This window comes from Paenibacillus sp. CR_12, assembly GCF_041953985.1.
Taxonomy (GTDB): Bacteria; Bacillota; Bacilli; order Paenibacillales; family Paenibacillaceae; genus Paenibacillus_AQ; species Paenibacillus_AQ lautus_A.
Map to the genome: position 1 here is coordinate 56,189 of NZ_JAVFHO010000008.1, position 17,104 is coordinate 73,292.

General features: G+C 49.7%; 14 protein-coding genes. 3 read left to right on the forward strand and 11 right to left on the reverse strand.

Features of this window, described 5'->3' with window-relative positions; genetic code table 11:
• Positions 1-4: 4 nt before the first annotated feature.
• From RB297_RS24035 to RB297_RS24070, 8 genes are all read right to left on the reverse strand, one after another.
• Positions 5-826 carry a carbohydrate ABC transporter permease gene (locus RB297_RS24035; protein ID WP_375121650.1) on the reverse strand — a complete coding sequence of 274 codons (822 nt, stop codon included), beginning with the start codon at positions 824-826 and terminating at the stop codon, positions 5-7.
• Positions 823-1,638 carry a carbohydrate ABC transporter permease gene (locus RB297_RS24040; protein WP_375121762.1) on the reverse strand — a complete coding sequence of 272 codons (816 nt, stop codon included), beginning with the start codon at positions 1,636-1,638 and terminating at the stop codon, positions 823-825. The genes RB297_RS24035 and RB297_RS24040 overlap by 4 nt, the downstream gene beginning before the upstream one ends.
• 240 nt (positions 1,639-1,878) lie before the next feature.
• A complete protein-coding gene (locus RB297_RS24045) occupies positions 1,879-3,189 on the reverse strand; it encodes an ABC transporter substrate-binding protein (protein ID WP_213579494.1) in 1,311 nt (436 codons plus the stop codon).
• Positions 3,190-3,356: 167 nt separating this feature from the next.
• The gene (locus tag RB297_RS24050) at positions 3,357-5,165 is read right to left on the reverse strand and encodes a cache domain-containing sensor histidine kinase (protein WP_375121651.1); all 1,809 of its coding nucleotides are present in this window, start codon (positions 5,163-5,165) and stop codon (positions 3,357-3,359) included.
• Entirely contained in the window at positions 5,162-6,733 is a 1,572-nt protein-coding gene (locus RB297_RS24055; protein ID WP_375121652.1) for a response regulator transcription factor, read from the reverse strand. Before RB297_RS24055 ends, RB297_RS24050 begins: the two co-directional genes overlap by 4 nt.
• A gap of 311 nt (positions 6,734-7,044) precedes the next feature.
• Positions 7,045-8,058, reverse strand: coding sequence for a zinc-binding alcohol dehydrogenase family protein (locus tag RB297_RS24060; RefSeq protein ID WP_375121653.1), 1,014 nt, complete (start codon positions 8,056-8,058; stop codon positions 7,045-7,047).
• Positions 8,059-8,077: 19 nt separating this feature from the next.
• Complete coding sequence (locus RB297_RS24065; RefSeq protein ID WP_145037031.1) at positions 8,078-9,019, reverse strand: aldo/keto reductase; 942 nt, start codon at positions 9,017-9,019, stop codon at positions 8,078-8,080.
• Positions 9,006-9,866: an amidohydrolase family protein gene (locus tag RB297_RS24070; protein ID WP_375121654.1), complete on the reverse strand. Its 861-nt coding sequence runs from the start codon at positions 9,864-9,866 to the stop codon at positions 9,006-9,008. Before RB297_RS24070 ends, RB297_RS24065 begins: the two co-directional genes overlap by 14 nt.
• A 139-nt stretch (positions 9,867-10,005) precedes the next feature.
• Between RB297_RS24070 and RB297_RS24075 the strand changes: the two genes are divergently transcribed.
• From RB297_RS24075 to RB297_RS24085, 3 genes are all read left to right on the forward strand, one after another.
• A complete protein-coding gene (locus RB297_RS24075; RefSeq protein WP_375121655.1) occupies positions 10,006-10,881 on the forward strand; it encodes a helix-turn-helix domain-containing protein in 876 nt (291 codons plus the stop codon).
• A gap of 149 nt (positions 10,882-11,030) precedes the next feature.
• Positions 11,031-11,954: a S66 peptidase family protein gene (locus RB297_RS24080; protein WP_192570899.1), complete on the forward strand. Its 924-nt coding sequence runs from the start codon at positions 11,031-11,033 to the stop codon at positions 11,952-11,954.
• Between the two features lie 79 nt (positions 11,955-12,033).
• Positions 12,034-12,948 carry a nucleoside hydrolase gene (locus RB297_RS24085; RefSeq protein WP_375121656.1) on the forward strand — a complete coding sequence of 305 codons (915 nt, stop codon included), beginning with the start codon at positions 12,034-12,036 and terminating at the stop codon, positions 12,946-12,948.
• A gap of 154 nt (positions 12,949-13,102) precedes the next feature.
• Here RB297_RS24085 and dgoD read toward each other — a convergent pair whose 3' ends face one another.
• From dgoD to RB297_RS24100, 3 genes are all read right to left on the reverse strand, one after another.
• Positions 13,103-14,251 carry a galactonate dehydratase gene (gene dgoD / locus RB297_RS24090; RefSeq protein ID WP_009593299.1) on the reverse strand — a complete coding sequence of 383 codons (1,149 nt, stop codon included), beginning with the start codon at positions 14,249-14,251 and terminating at the stop codon, positions 13,103-13,105.
• Positions 14,252-14,265: 14 nt separating this feature from the next.
• Positions 14,266-14,901 (reverse strand): bifunctional 4-hydroxy-2-oxoglutarate aldolase/2-dehydro-3-deoxy-phosphogluconate aldolase, encoded by a 636-nt coding sequence (locus RB297_RS24095; RefSeq protein WP_375121657.1) that lies wholly within the window; start codon positions 14,899-14,901, stop codon positions 14,266-14,268.
• A 161-nt stretch (positions 14,902-15,062) separates the two neighbouring features.
• On the reverse strand, positions 15,063-17,066 hold the full coding sequence (locus tag RB297_RS24100) for an AbfB domain-containing protein (RefSeq protein ID WP_096776221.1): 2,004 nt from the start codon (positions 17,064-17,066) through the stop codon (positions 15,063-15,065).
• Positions 17,067-17,104: the final 38 nt, after the last annotated feature.

Genomic DNA, 17,104 nt, shown 5'->3' on the forward strand with positions numbered 1-17,104 from the left:
CTTATTATTTAACTGAACCTGTCATTCCGGCAACAAACTGCTTCTGCATCATGAAGAACACCATTGCCGTCGGCAGCGTCGTAATGACAATCGCAGACATGATCAAACCATAGTCGGGAGCGTAGCCTGATCCCAGGTTCGATATCAGCAGGGGCACGGTCATATTCTCCGGCGATTGCAGCACGATCAGCGGCCACAAATAGTTGTTCCAGCTGTTCAGGAACGTAATAATCGCGGCGGCGGCATAGGTCGATTTCATCGTCGGCATATAAATGCGGAAAAACAAGCCGATCTCCGAGAGTCCGTCGATGCGACCGGCTTCCATCATGTCCTTCGGAAACATTTTTGTGCTTTGGCGGAAGAAGAAGATCAGGAAGGCCGTCGTGAATGTCGGCAGAATGACAGCCCCTGCCGTATCAATGCCTAGAAAGGGTACAACCCCCGATACCTTAGCAAACATCTGAAATAAAGGCACCATGATCGCCGCGAACGGAATCATCATCGAGGCCAGGAGGATATTAAATACGATATCTTTGCCGCGGCTACGGTACATCTCAAATCCGTAACCAGCGGCTGATGCAACCAGCAGTGAAAGCACGGTAGTCACCACCGAGATTTTTGCGGAATTCCATAGAGCTTGCCACATGTCCACGGAACTGAACAGATTGTTGATATTCTTGACCAGGTGCGAACCCGGCAGCAGCGTCCCTTTCGTTACTTCCACGGACGGATTGGTGGCACTGACAACCATCCAGATAAACGGAAAGATGGAGATCAGGGCAGCGATAATTAAAAACAGGTAAGTAAACACGCGTTTGGTTCTCATGATCTCTTGTCACCTCCAACTTTGTTCTGGATCATCGTCAATATGACCACCATCAGTACGATCGAATAAGAAACCGTAGATGCGTACCCAAAGTCTGGCGTGTATTCGAAGGAAAGATTGTAAATATATTGCGATATCGACATGGTTGCGTTTCCGGGGCCGCCTTTGGTGATGTTGACCACCTCGTCAAACAACTGGAGCGTTCCAATAGTCGATGTGATCGTCGTAAACAAGATGATCGGCTTCAAGAGCGGAATCGTAATTTTGAAAAATTGCGTGAAGGCATTCGCACCATCGATGCGTGCAGCTTCATATACGGATTTATCGATATTTTGCAGTGACGATAAATAGAAAATCATATTATAGCCTGTAAAACGCCAGGTGATCGCGATGATAATCGTGACTTTGGCCCAGAACGGGTCGGTAATCCATTGAATCGGCTCCTGGATGAGATGAAGATTCACCAGAAATTTATTGACGATGCCGTCAGCTCCGAACATGTACTTAAAAACGACGGAGTATGCTACAAGCGACGTTACCGTCGGCAGGAAAATAGCCGTTCTGAAAAAACCTTTGAACTTCAATCGATCGTCATTGAGCAGCACAGCGATAAAGAGCGCCAGCACCAGCATAACCGGGACCTGAACAAGTAAGTAAATAAACGTATTCTTGACGGCCGTAAGGAAGGTGGTATCGCTGAACAGGCGAATATAGTTGTCTATTCCGACAAACTGAAGATTGCTGCCCCTGCCCGATTTGAAGGATAGGATTAACGCTTGAACCATCGGATAGAAATAAAAAATACCAATCATGACGACCGGCACAAGGACGAAGAACCAGCCTGTCAAACGTATCCGTCTTTGACTGTTAAGGCCTTTGTGAATTTGCGGGCTTAGCCTGGCTTTTTCTGCATTCACACCACTCCACACCCTTCTGTTGGTCACAATTCTTACGGATAGAGATAATAAAACCCTTGCTCCCCTTCCTTCAGCAGATGTCCACTTTACAGGAGAAGAAGGAGCAAGGGCATAGATCGTACTGCCTAAGTGTGTTTAACGGATTTGCGTATCGGCTTGTGCCTGCGCATCTTTCAGAACGGTTTCCACGTCTTTACCGCCGAGATACGCCTGCATGGCAACGACCATAATGTCCTCGATGGCGTAAGTGTTCATGCCGTAGTTCACGTTAGGAATTTGTTCGGTCCAAGCGGCAAAGTCCGAAACGACTTTCTGCCCTTGGAAATACTCATCCGCTGCCGCGTAAGCTTCTCCGCTTGCGGCCGCTTTCAGGGTGCCGATGACCCCGACTTTTGTATTCAATGTCTGATACAGCTCAGCATCGGAAGCAAATGTCTTCGCGAGGAACTCCGCAGCTGCTTCTTTGCCTTCAACGTTCATCACATACCAGGAGCTGCCGCCCAGGTTGGATGCATGGACAGAGCCTTCTGTTGCCGCAAGCTTAGGCAGCGGGGCTACCGCCCATTTACCGGATTGGGAAGCTTCGGCTTTGATCGAAGGGGTGATCCAGTTTCCGGTCGGCACGGTAGCCACTTCACCGCTGTTGAATGCTCCGACGAATTGGCTCCAGTCCGAGTTCACCTTCACGATGCCGGAATCCATCATTTCTTTGTACAATTCAAAGGCTTCCTTCAATGGAGCATTGTCTGCAATCGTCGGCGTATTGCCGTCTTCCGCCGTATACCACGCCCCCGCGGATTGGATCATCATGCGAATAAGTCCCAGATCATTAGGATCCAACGTAATCATGCTTTTGCCGGTTTTCTCTTTGACGGCTTTGCCAATCTCGATGTACTGCTTCCAGTCGATGTCCTGCAGGTCGTCCAGACTGTAGCCTGCCTGCTCGAGATAATCCGTACGTACGTACATTCCCGTCACGCCGGAGTCAAACGGAACGCCGTACTGCTTGCCGTCGACGCTGGTCGGGCCAATCTTGTAATCCGCAAAATCGTCCACTTTCACGATGTCCGTCAATTCGTAGAAAGAATCCGGATACGCTTGCAAGAAGCTCTGTGCACGGTAATCCTCAATGAGCACGATGTTAGGCAACCCTTTCGTGGAACCGGAATTGAGCCCTGTGTTCAGCTTTTGGACGATATCGGCCTGTGCATTCTCTACCACATTAATCGTGACATCCGGATTCACTTGAGCGTAGGCTTCCTTGGCAACATTCATGGCCGCAATGTTAAATGCCGGGTCCCAAGCCCAAACCGTAATCTCTTTTGCCCCGGCACTGCCTTCATTGCCGGAATTGCCGGTGCTGTCCGATCCGCCTTCCGTACCGCCCGAAGAACATGCCGACAAGAGTACAACGCCAGCCAGTAGTAAGCTGATTAATTTTTTCAATGCGTAAACCCCCTTTTTAATCTAAAAAACAATAAAAGATGGAAGCGTTTTCTCTGTTACGCATCCATCTTATCACTTTGTATTCGTTTTCATTGGCACTATCTTTGTCAGCTTTGGTGCTATTATTGGATCCTGTTTTCGCTTTCATACTGGCTCTGGTACTATCTTTAGATTCTTGTAATATCTTTAGCTTTGGTCAATGGAAGCGTAAGGATGATTTTTGTTCCTTCACCGCGTTTGCTTGTAATGTGGACCCCGTATTTCTCGCCGTACATCAATTTAATTCGATCATCCACATTGCGTATCCCAATGCCGGAGAACAATTGGCGTTTGCTCATCGGTGCAGGCAACGAGTCTTCTATGGGCGGGTTCTGCTCAAGATTCATACCGTCCCCGTCATCTACGACTTCACACACAAGCTGGTCTTCCTGAACGGCAATCATGATCAAAATCCTCCCCTCTCCTTTGATGTTGAATGCGTGGAAGAATGCATTCTCAATAAATGGCTGAAGAATGAGCTTGGGCATATGATAATCCAGGCTATCCGGCTCCACGAAGTAATGGACGCGGATTTTCTCTCCGTAACGCACATGATTAATATACACATAATGCTTGAGCGTCTCGAGTTCCTGCCGCACAGGAATGGTGGAGTGAATATCGCTGACCGTATTTTGCAGGAGCGATATGAGCGCGTTAATCGTACCCGCCGCTTTTTCCTTGTTGCCCTGCTGCACCAGAAATTTGACCGAAGCCAGCGTGTTATACAAAAAATGCGGATTGATCTGCATTTGAAGCGCGGCCAGCTCCGCATTTCGCTGCTGCTTCTGGGTTTCCATCAATCGGTCTACATAATCATGCAGCGCATCCAGCATAAAGTTGAAGGCGTTCCCCAGTTCCTTCACTTCATAACTGCTGTTTGCAACATCGACATGATGATCGAACCCGCTAGTCGGAATGCTCGACATCTGTTCGACGAGTACGCGGAGCGACTGCGTCATTCGCCGGGTGATCAGAAAAACAATGACAAGCGATATCGCAACGATAGCCATGATCGTCAACGTGACAGCTTTTGCATTCACCATCTGTCCGGTCACGGCTTTCTTGTCGATCATATTCACCAAATAAAATTCGAATTCGGGCAAATATTCCGAGAACACAATTCGTTCGTTCCCCATTACATAGGCAGACTGATCGTCTTCTCCCTCGTCCTGATCCGTTACGACTTCCTGAAGCAGTCCCTCATCCGACATCCCGATCAATTCGGTCCTGTTGCTGGAAACAATGACCCCTTCCTTGTTCAACAGCACGACGTCATTGCCTTCGCTTGTAAAATTCGCATAGAAGGGCTTGAAATTCCGGTCGCGGATGACCACGTACAAGGTGCCGTAAATTCTGCCGGTAGACTGGTCAAAGAGAGCTTTGGAGGCGACGAGCATGGGCTCCTGTGCGTTAGCTTTAGGATCATCGCCACGATAGAGCTGGTACAGGATTTGTGCAGGATGGGCCATCGTTGTCTTGGTAATCGGGTGATCCTTCAGTTCCTCGGCCGAGACCGACCAATACCAAGGATCAGTAGAATAACTTCTGCCATTCGCTCCAACGATCATGATGCCGACGTCATAGGCGCTAAAGTTGGACTGAATCGACTTCATGCCCTCTGTCATCCGATACGTTTTCATCGCAAGAGCCACGGCCTCCGTTTCTCCGCCCGATAAATAGCTTCGGATCGCCGCATTCTGGGCGATCATGGTGGCACCGGTTGCTATAGCGTTATTATAGGACTCCAGGTTTGACTTCATCTGGTTCAACAGCTTGCCGTTCGTGATGCTGAAGGTCTGCAGAAACAACTTCTCCGACATGCTGATGGTAATGGACAGCGTCAGGAGGGAAACGGTAACGATGCTGATGAGGGTCACAAGAAACAGCTTAAGGAATAAGCCTTGTTTTCGCAGCTTGGTTATGACATTTCCGATCATGATTCCCGTATCTCCCGCGCGTCTTGCCTCCGAAACTGACTCGGAGAGATGCCTGTCTGCTTCTTGAACACCTTAGTGAAGTAACTCTGATCGGAGTACCCTACGCTGGCGCTGATTTCGGAAATCGTAAGTTCCGTTGTCAGAAGCAGCTCCATGGCTTTTTCCAAACGGATTTTATTGAGGTATTCACTGAATCCCTCCCCATTATACGAAGCAAAATAACTCGACAGATAAGAAGCATTAAAGTGAAACTGCCTGGCCACTCCGGTTAGTGTGATGGGGTCGGCATAATGGTCCTGAATATATTCAAGCAGCCGGTCCATATTGGGATTAACGGATGTATTCGTCTCGCCTATCGCACGTTCCGCTTCGCGGATGAACGCTTCGACAACGGCGATAGCTTCGCCGGCATACCTGGCTTCGTCTATTTTTCGGAAATAGTCGTATTTGGCATTCTCCAGGCTTCCGGTCTCGACCTTCATTTTTCCAAGCGTGGTCGCCACGTTAAATATGAAATTCCCCAACGACGATTTGAATTCGAAAATATCGGTACGATAATCCATCGAGCGCAGGCAGGCGTATTCCAAAAAGCCGGTGAAGGCCTTCCGGTACTGCTTGCGTTTCAACTGTTCCATGAGCTCACCCATGTCGTATTCGAGATGCGAATCCGGAAGGCCCGGCAAATGTTCGTATTCAATCAGCGTCCGATCCTTAAGGAAGAAGCCGTATCGCATGAGTTTCAGATAATTGTCATGGTAAACCTCGCCGAGACTTTTAAAGTCGGCGAAGCACTGGCTGATGACAAAATGCGTCTCACTCGTATCATGAGCCAGTTTGGGGATCAGTTGCCGGAGTTCAATGACAAGTTCGTTCCTCCGTTCGGGATTCACGTTCAGCAAAAAAAGAGCCGTATCGTTGACAAACTTCAACCGCATAAACACCAAGTCGGCCATCGCTATCTTTTGGAGTTCGCTTTCCAATTCGTTCCCGAAACCCCATCTGTCCCCGGACTCTTTCATATGCTTCATATCCGCACCGAAAAACAAATACTGTCCGAAAGGAAACCTCGAATGCAGCAGCAAGGGATCCAGCGAAGACTCATAACCCGTCATGAGTTTCTCGATGGCTTGCAGGATCTGCGCTTCCCCTTGATCCGCACGTGGATCGGCGTCCGGCTTCATGGCGACCATTTTGGCCGTAACCTTATTAAGGATGGACAACAGATAATCGGCTTCCAGCTTCGGCTTCAGGATATAGTCCGCTACGCCGCTCTGAAAAGTAGACCGAACATAATCGAATTCGCTGAAACTGCTAAGAACGATGATTTCAATGTGGGGATACTTCTCCTTAACGACCTTGACCAGTTTCTCCCCTCCCATGACGGGCATTACGATGTCGGTAAGAATGACATGAGGGCTCACCTCATTCATCAAATTCAGTGCTTCCTGACCGTTAGAAGCCTCGCCTACGATTCGGTACCCCTCCTGTTCCCAATCCAGAAGGTGCTTAATCCCCTGCCTGACAAGCATTTCGTCGTCTACGATCATGATCTTGAATACGGGTTTCATGTCGGCTCCCCCCTTGCAGCTTGCAACCTTCCGCAGTCATACACGGTATGAATACAATTTAAAAAAAGCCCTGAATTACCAGGGCACACCCCTTCTATCCCAGCCTTGGTTCCTAATGTAACCGTTTACGAATTCCCGAATATGACTTAACCTCATCCGACAATGGAATCCGCGTGGAAGAAATTAAGACATACTGTTATCATACACTGCAAAATAAAATTAAGAAATATGCTGTCCATTTCCATCGGCCGTTTGACCTTCCATTATCCTCTTTCATCTGAAACCATGTTCAACCAATTCAAGAGGATGGTTCAAAGTTCCACCATCGCCTTAATGACCTTGGCGGAAGGACGGAGCCAGCCCTGAAATTCTTGGATCAAATCGTCAAACCGGCATCGATGGGTGATGTACGTATCTACATCAATGCCGCCTTCCGAGATCCGCTGCATCACATCATGGAAATCATCCCTGGTCGCGTTACGGCTGCCCATCAGCGTCAATTCCCGCTTATGGAATTCGGGATCCTGAAATGAAATGTCCCCCTGAATCAGGCCTACATACACCAAGGTCCCCCCGTGTGCAACCATGTTAAAAGCGTTGATCATGGAGGGTTGGTTTCCCGTTGCGTCCAAAACGATGGAAGGAAATTCTCCATCCGTTAGCGCCGAAAGATCAGACAGTTCATCTCCAACCTGGATGGCATGATCCACCTTCGCCCTGGTTTTGCAGAAGGCCAACCGATCGGCGTTCATATCCATGGCGATAACGGTTGCCCCCAGCGCTTTGGCAAAAACCATGATCCCGAGTCCTATCGGACCGGCTCCGATGACTAAAACCGTATCCTTCGGGGTCACATTCGCTCGTTTAACGCCATGCGCGCCAATGGCAAGCGGTTCTACCAAGGCAGCCTGATCCAAGGTCAGCCCTTCCGCCCGCATCAAATGGCGAGTCGGAACGGAGATGCGCTCGCGCATGCCGCCGTCGATATGCACCCCCATCACCTTCAACGATCTGCAACAGTTTGTTTTGCCTCTAAGGCAAGGCATGCATTCCCCGCAGTGAATGTAAGGAATGACGCAGACGGTGTCTCCGGGCTTCAATCCCTCTTCGTTAGCTCCGACTTTTTCAATGATGCCGGATAGCTCATGGCCGAGAATACGCGGGTACGTAAAAAAGGGCTGATTCCCGCGAAAGGCATGCAGATCCGTACCGCAAATCCCGATCCGCTTGATGTTGACGATGGCTTCTCCTTCGAGCAATGGAGGCTCGGGCAAATCCTCCCGGTATTGAAATTTCCCGATCTCTTGACATACGATACCCTTCATCCCAGCTGCCTCCTCTTCTTCATCGGATGCCTTCATTGTATTCCGGGCGTCCACTTGTCCAAGTCCGTCCTTGTACGGGCTCCAAAATCTTCAATACTTCCGCTAAAAGGGTCTGATCCAGCGGCTCTTCGCTCCAAGCGGCATTACGTTGTATATTGTCGGGATTGGCCGTACTGACCAGCGTCGTCGGGATCTGTTCATTCGAAGTCGAGAATTGCACGGCTAACTTCGCGATATCCGTTCCGGCTTTAGCGCAATACTCGGCCGCACGTCTGCAGGCTTCCCTGATTTCCGTTGAAGCCGGATGCCAAGACGGCGCTCCTCGGGAACCGAGAAGGCCCATGGATAAGGGAGAGGCGTTAATAAGCCCAATTCCCTCCTCGTCAAGCAGCGGCAGCAAACCGGTAAGCGTCTGATCGTTCAAAGAATAATGGCAGTAAGAAATGATGGCGTCCACTTCGATTTGGGGCAGCAATTTTTCGAACAGCTGCAGAGGCAGACCGCAAATCCCTCCAAAACGGATTTTCCCCTTTTCCTTTAAGAGCTGGAGTGCAGGAAGGGCTTCCTCCATTACAACGGATGCGGGAACGAACTCAATATCATGCAAAAAGAGAATGTCCACATAATCGGTTTGGAGTCGCTTCAAGCTCTCATCGATACTGGCGATAATCCGCTTGGACGTGAAATCAAAATCATTCTCGCCATAACGGCCTGCTTTCGTAGACAGGATGAATTGGTCCCGGGGTAATTGTCGGATCGCTTCGCCCAGCACGGTTTCCGCCTTCGTCAATCCGTAATAAGGGGATACATCGATCAAATTGATGCCCGCATCCATGGCTGCGTGCACGGTACGGATTCCCTCGCTATCGTCGGTTTCCCGAAAGACGGAGCCTAGGGAAGACGCTCCGAAGCCTAATACCGAAACATCCAGACCGGTTCGGCCTAACTTACGGTATTTCATGATGAACACCATCCTTATCCAACTTATAGAACGCCTTGGCGTTCAGACCGAACAAACGCGCATGTTCCCGTTCTCCCCAATGCTTCGGCAGCGCTTCCGCCAATACGTCAACCACTTGGTCATATTCTGCCGATAGCAGGCACACGGGCCAATCGCTGCCGAATATGACCCGATCGGGACCGAACATCGCGACCACTTTATGTACATACTCATTAAAGTCTTCCTGGCTCCACCGGCGATGCTCCGCCTCGGTCACCATACCGGATAGCTTGCAGTAGATGCGCGGAAAACGGGCGATTTGCTTCATCAAGCTCTCCCAAGGTTCCATCTGTCCGCTTCGGATCGGCGGCTTGCCCAGATGATCGATGACGCCGCGGATGCCGGGGACCATCTCAATCAGCTTCAACAGCGTCTCCAGCTGATGACTCCGGACAAGAAGATCGATCGGAACGTCTTCCTTGACATATTCGTTCAATGCTTGGATAAAAGTCGGCTCCAGGATCACATTGGCTTCCGGCATATCCTGAATCATGATGCGAAAGCCGATAAATTTCGGATGTTTCCGAAATCGCTCATAATGCCGGCGGTGCTCCGGATCGAACAGGTCGATCCATCCTACTACTCCGACAATGGTAGCATCGCGATCCGCCAATGATAACAGATAATCCGTCTCTTCCAAGGTCGGTGCTGCCTGAACCGTTATGCTGCCGTCCAATTGATGCGAATCCAAATGCGGCTTAAGATCGGAGGGCAGGAAGTTTCGATAAAGCTCCGGAACCTCCGGCGTGATCCATTCATAATCTCCTCGCTCAATCAGCCAATAATGCTGGTGGGCATCCAATCTCATATACATCCCTGCCTTTTAGGTGTAGTGTTCGCTATCTTTATTGTACGTTCATAATCAGTGTACAAAAATAGCCAAGGATTGCATTTTTATAACCTATTTTGATATTGTTGTCCTTAATAGAGGATAAGGAGTGGTGTTCATGACTCCCCTGCGCAAGCCATTTCAAGGAGATCCCCTGTTTCCGATGGAATTGGTTTATCGGACTAAAAAAAGCCCTCAACTGGAGCTGCCTCATCACTTGCATGATCTTTACGAATTGGTATACGTGTACCAGGGAAAAGGCACGTTTTTTATTGAAAACAAGCTGATGGAGAAAAAAGAAGGCGACCTTTTCATCATACCCGGTAACACGATTCACAGCTCTTTCCCTGACCCGGACCAGCCCATTGTTTCGAGTGCTTTATTCTTTGCGCCTTCGCTTGTACTCGGCGCGAACGGAAGCGATTTGCAATACTCCGTCCTCAGCTGTTTTGAATATGCCCATAGAACAGGTTCCTATCGTCATCAATTACCCGAGTCGAACCAAGCCTATATCGAGGACATGCTGAAAGGAATCTCGGAAGAAATCCGGCTTGCCCAGCTAGGATTCCGCGAGGCGCTCGTGCTTCAGCTGCGCTCCTTGCTGCTGCATATCAATCGCTATATCAGCACCCTGTCCGCAGAACAGACGGCCCACTCCCAGATCGGCCCGGCCTGGCTGATGGATTCCATCCAATGGATTCACGAACATCTGGATCAGCCTATCGGACTAGCTGCTCTGTCGGCCAAAGCTGCGGTGGACCCCGCCCATTTTTCCCGCATGTTCAAGAAGTACACCGGTTTGCATGTGACGGGTTACATCCAGGCAAAACGGATCGCCCGTGCCAAAGAACTCCTGCGAAACCATGAGGAGTCTGTCGGGCAAATCGCTGAAATCTGCGGGTATGCCACGCTGACGCACTTTCATCGCAATTTCAAAAAATTGACGGGCATGACCCCGGGAGCATACAGGAAGCAGGCTGCTTCCCATCGTTAAGACACGCCAGCAAGCCCTTGCGTAGCCGTCCAACTAACGATTCAATATTCCCGCTTCATTTCAGTACTGTGCAGATGGCGTATCCAATATAATCTAGAAAGAAACACGGAATACGAAGCTTCTTCTATTTTAAGGTAGGAGGCAGGAATATGCCGATACGTCCGCCAATACTACAGAGAGGCGATACCGTTGGAATCGTTACCTTGGGCAGCCCGCTCGCGGCCAGCATCATTGATGCACGGATCGAATATTTGAGAGCAATGGGGTTCAATATCGTATTGGGTCAATATGTATATGCGCAAAACGGGTTTCTGGCCGGCACGGACGAACAGCGGGCATCCGATTTAATGATGATGTTCCAAAACGAGCAGGTTAAAATGATACTGCCTACCAGAGGCGGCACAGGCGTAGCCGGAATCCTCCCGTACCTGGATTATCAGGTTATCCGAAATCACCCGAAAATCTTGACTGGCTACAGCGATATCACGGTTCTATTAAACGCCCTGCATCAACTGGTCGATTTAATTACATTCCATAGTCTATTGCTTATTGACTTCAAACCCGAAACGCCAGCCTATAATTTCGATCAGTTTTTTGCGGCAACGTCCCTGTATTCATTAACGCGCCCCATCCTGAACCCGCCTGGTATGCCCCTGATCGGCCGGGTTCCGGGAAACGTTACGGGGCCGCTTGTAGGCGGTAATTTAACGTCATTCGTTGATACGCTGGGGACTCCCTTCGAAATCGATACACGGGGGAAAATCATCGTTCTTGAAGAAACGCATGAACCTACCAATACCGTCTACAGATACTTCAACGATTTGAAGCTCGCCGGAAAATTTCGTGACTGCATCGGCATCATCATGGGGGAATGTACAGGCTGTCAGACGGCTTACGGCAAAGCCTATGAGGATGTCATCAACGAGTTCATCGTGCCTCTCGGCAAGCCGTTGATCACGAACCTTGCCACGGGCCATGGTGTGTATAAAGCAGCCCTGCCGATTGGCGCAACCGTTAATCTCGATTCCATCCGTAATGCCATAACGGTGGTCGAACCCACGGTCAGCGTATAAAGTTCGTTTCCTAATGCCAGATGAATCAGCTGGAGCGGCTCCTGGCGGCCTAGCCTAAACATGATTGGAGGATATGGCGATGACTACTTTTCCAACGATCCCGGCAAGCCAATTGGTGCAGCGTCTGGAGCATCCGGGACGTAAAATCCGCCTGGTGCTGGATACCGACGCATTCAATGAAATCGACGATCAGTTTGCGATCGCTTACGCGCTGAAATCCGCGGACAACATGACCGTAGAGGCATTATATGCAGCGCCTTTCTTCAATGAGCTATCTTCAGGTCCTGCGGACGGAATGGAAAAAAGCTACCAGGAAATATGGAACATCCGCCGCATTCTGGGACGTGAAGACATCCCTGTCTATCGCGGCTCCACGGGTTACCTTCCTGCTTCCGACCAGCCGGTCGAAAGCGAAGCCGCGCGTAATCTCGTTGAGCGGGCCATGGCAAGCGATCCTGCCGATCCTTTGTATGTCGTTGCGATCGGTGCCATCACGAATGTTGCATCCGCCCTGCTCATGGAACCCCGGATCCTCGAACGGATCGTGCTGGTATGGTTAGGCGGGCATGCCCTGCATTGGAGCGATACGAAGGAGTTTAACCTTTTTCAGGATTTGCACGCATCCAGGCTGGTCTTGGACTGCGGCGTCCCGCTCATTCTCGTTCCTTGCCTCGGCGTGGCATCTCATTTGCAAACCTCGTTATCCGAACTGCGGGACTTCGTCAAAGGCCAAGGCGAGATCGGGGATTATTTATTCGAAACATATTTAAGTTGTTCCGACGATCATTTTGCTTATTCCCGGGTCATCTGGGACATTGGCGTTATTGCCTGGCTCAACAACCCGGAATGGTGTCCGAGCGCTCTGGTTCACAGTCCGCGCATATCCGAGGATTTCCGATGGATGCATGATCCGTTCCGGCACATGATTCGCTCCGTTCATTTCATTCGGCGTGACGAGGTGTTCCGGGATCTTTTCTTGAGGATTGCCCGATAGACATGGATAACTTATAAAAACGCCCTCATAAAGGATACATCCCCAAAAAACAGCCCCTTCTACTTGATATAGAAGGGGCTGCCGGCGCTCTTAGGAAGCTATATGCAAAACACATACAAATACCGATGATTTGGATTGACAACCGTTTGGGTTATCACCACTCCGCGATGCTTCCATCCGTATGCCGCCAAACGGGGTTTCTCCAATTGTGTCCGATATCGGCCATTTTTCGCACATGGTCTTCGTTGATTTCAATTCCCAAGCCAGGACCCTCCGGTATTTTCACGTAACCGTTCTCATACTCGAACACAAGATTATCCACAATGTAATCGAGTAAATCGCTCCCCTGATTATAATGAATGCCAAGGCTCTGTTCTTGAATAAATGCATTGTGGCAAGTCGCATCGACTTGAAGGCAAGAAGCCAACGCAATCGGTCCTAATGGACAATGCGGAGCTGCCGCCACATCAAACGCTTCAGCCATGGAGATGATTTTTTTGCATTCCGTAATACCGCCTGCATGGGATAGATCCGGCTGAATAATATCAACATATCCATCCATCAATATACGTTTAAACTCCCATTTGGAAAACATTCGTTCACCGGTTGCAATAGGGATGGCTACATGATTAGCGATGTCGCGCAGCGCTTCATTATTTTCGGGCAAAACCGGTTCTTCAATAAACATCGGGCGAAAAGGCTCCAGCTCTTTGGCTAAGATTTTGGCCATTGGCTTATGCACGCGACCGTGAAAATCAATGCCGATTCCAACATACGGACCCACCGCGTCCCTGACAGCTGCAATGCGTTCAATGACCTGGTCTATTTTCTCATAGGAATCGACATATTGAAGTTCTTCCGTACCGTTCATTTTTACGGCTGTAAATCCTCGGGAGACCACTTCTTTCGCCGATTTCCCGACATCTGAAGGACGATCTCCCCCAATCCATGAATAGACCTTGATGGACTCCCTTGCTTTTCCCCCAAGCAATTGATGAACGGGCGCGTTATAATATTTCCCTTTGATGTCCCATAAGGCTTGATCAATGCCCGAAATCGCACTCATTAAGATGGGGCCGCCCCGATAAAAGCCTGATCGATACATGAGATTCCAATGGTCCTCTATTCTTAATGGGTCTTTCCCTATTAAATTCTCCATTAACTCTTCTACTGCGGTTCCTACCGTTCTCGCCTTTCCTTCAATGACAGGTTCGCCCCAGCCGATAATGCCTTCATCCGTCTCCATCTTTAAAAACAACCAGCGGGGCGGTACCAGGAATAATTCGTAACCCGTAATTTTCATTATGAATCCACTCCTTAATCCTCGTTAGATTGTACAGCTGAAGCAAATTGTCTCGCTTTTTCTGTTAATTGCACGAAATACTCATCTGTTATCTCCAGCTGCGTATTCACGAGTGCGCTTCCAATACCACAACCAATAGCGCCCGCTTTCATAAATTCCTGAATATTGTTTAAACCTATGCCGCCAGTTGGCAGCAACGGAATTTGCGGAAGCGGTCCGCGTATATCTTTAATGAAGCCTGGTCCCAACGTCGCAGGAAACACTTTGATAATATCGCCGCCATTTTCATAGGCTGATAGAATTTCAGTCGGAGTAAAGGCACCCGGGATGCTTACTGCTCCGTATCGTTTTGCCATTTGTATCGTTTCTATGTCAACCGTAGGAGACAGAATGAATTTGGCGCCTGCTAAGATAGCGGCTCGCGCAGTTTCAGAGTCCAGAACGGTACCCGCCCCCACCACCACTCGATCTCCAAGTTCAACGGTTATCTCTTCAATGGCAGACAATGCGTTTGGTGAATTCATGGTGATTTCTAGAATGTTCACCCCGCCTTCGTGCAGCGCCTTTGCCATGTTCAAAACGTCTTTTGAATTGGCGCCGCGGATAATCGCTATTATTTTGTTATCTAGAATGCTGGACATGGTATTCATGAAGTTTATGCTCCCTCCTTACATTTAAAAGTATTTCGTATTCGCAATAAAAGAACTGATAGTGGAATGTTATATTTTGCAAGAAAAGAAGGCAGCCGATCGCCTGATCAGCTGTCTTCTCTTGTTAATTATGTTGCAGAAGGCTTATTCCCTCAAATGATTCACTTCACGTAAAATGTCGCATCCTTCTGATCCAATGTAGTCGTGATCGGCGAGATCTCCAACACGCCGTCCCGGTGCCTGATAAATGTTCCGGATATGTTATAAGACTCGAAGGAGGCCGCCCATGGACTTGAAAATCCGGTACGCAACTTCCATGTCGCATCCTGTTTAAACAGAGCGGTATCATTATTGGACTCCAGCCAAATCTTGCCGTCACGATGTCTGAGATATTGACCTGGAAAGGACACCGATTCGATGGAGACGGCGGATGGATCGGCCAATCCCGGAACCATTCTCCACTGCGATTCAGCGCTGTACTGCCCCCCGTCAATCTTCCCTCGGCCATCATGATAACGAACAAAACTGTTTGCGATGTTATAGCTTTCCAGCTGGTTGACCGGAATTTCCGCATCCACTCGCACCGCTTTCCAATTCTGCGTATCCAAACCATTGGCCGTCCATTGAATGACCTTGGTACCGGCCGGAGAACCGGCACCCGCATTGTCCAGCATCAATCCGCTGCGCTCGTTCATGCTGGTGTAGTATCCGTTGCCCTTGTGCGTAAATTTCCACCTCTGAGTATCCAATTCATTATTCGTCCACATGATCACGTTTGTACCCGGTGTCGTGGCTCCGTTGGGATTATCCAGGATCAGGCTGTTGTTTACATTCATTGCCCGGAAGAAGCCGCCGTTTCTGTAATCCAACCGCCACCACTGGGTATCTGCCCCGAGATCGTTCCACTGGATGACGTTTGTCCCGGCCGGCGAACCGCCGCCGGCATTATCCAGCAGAAGCTGGTTATTCTGATTGACCAGCTTATAGGTCCCCCCGGATACAATGGAGAATTCCTTATCCACCTGGGCTACATTGGCACGGATTTCATTTCGGCTCCCCACTTTTACGGTGTTGACCTCCAGGAGCAATGACGGGCCCAGCGGCAGCAGCGTTCCGCTCCAGGCTGCCGGCGTGCTCTGATTTGACCCTTTTACGGTCAGCGGCGCGTCCATTTGCGTCCAAGTCGCTCCGTAATCGGCGCTCGTAAACATTTTGTTAGCGGAAGAAACCACATCCGTCATGCCCCGAACGTAAAAGCGGCCATTCGCGGTTCCATCATCGATGTAAGCAACCTCCGGTGTCTGGGATGCGCGATATATTCCTGTTCCTACAACCTCGCCAAGATCCGTCGGACTTCCCCAATTGATACCATCAGGTGAGGTTTTGAACCGGACCGCAAAGTTAGGGGCTGCCCCCAGCATCTCGAAAAACATGAAATAGCTTCCGTTCTTCGCTTGTATTACCCGCGGCATCCCCGGACGCCAATTCCAATCTGCCTGATTACCCACAATGATGCTGTAATTTCCCCAGGTCAGTCCACCGTCACTGGAAATCTCCTGCGCGATTGCCTGGTTATACCCCGGTTTCCGCTCATCCGAGTAATAGCAGATCAACCGGCCATCGGCCGTGATCGCAAACTCCGGCTCCCATGTACGCTTTGTCCCCTCGGTTCCCCTTGCAGCCAGGTTGCTGTGAAACTGCCAAGTGGCGCCGTTGTCCGTGCTTCTCCAGATATGAATCGTATACGGTGCCGAGTTGTCCCAATCCGTGGATGCAAACAATAAGGTTCCTGCCGGATAATCCCCAACCTGCTGAGGCAGTACATACAGCGTTGTCATGCCTTGCTGATTCCGGTTCAGTCCGTAATCATTCGGATCAATTTCACTGAATAAGGACCAGGTTGCCCCGTTGTCCGTGCTCTTGTAAAAGGGAAAGGGCTGCATGCCGCTCCATCCTGCGTTGCCGGGAAACCGAGGGGTGAAGGTGGTCAGAATATCTCCATTATCAAGCTTGACCGCCCTTACATAATAAGGCTCCGGTTCAGCCGGATTACTATAAACAACCGTTCCGATAGCAGCCGCCTGCGCCGTTGGCACGGCTAAGGTTGACATGAACAGCATAACGATGACTGCAAGCAGCCCAAAACGTTTCAGCCTAGTATTCATCTCGATCCCTCCATAATAGATAATAGATAATGGATCAT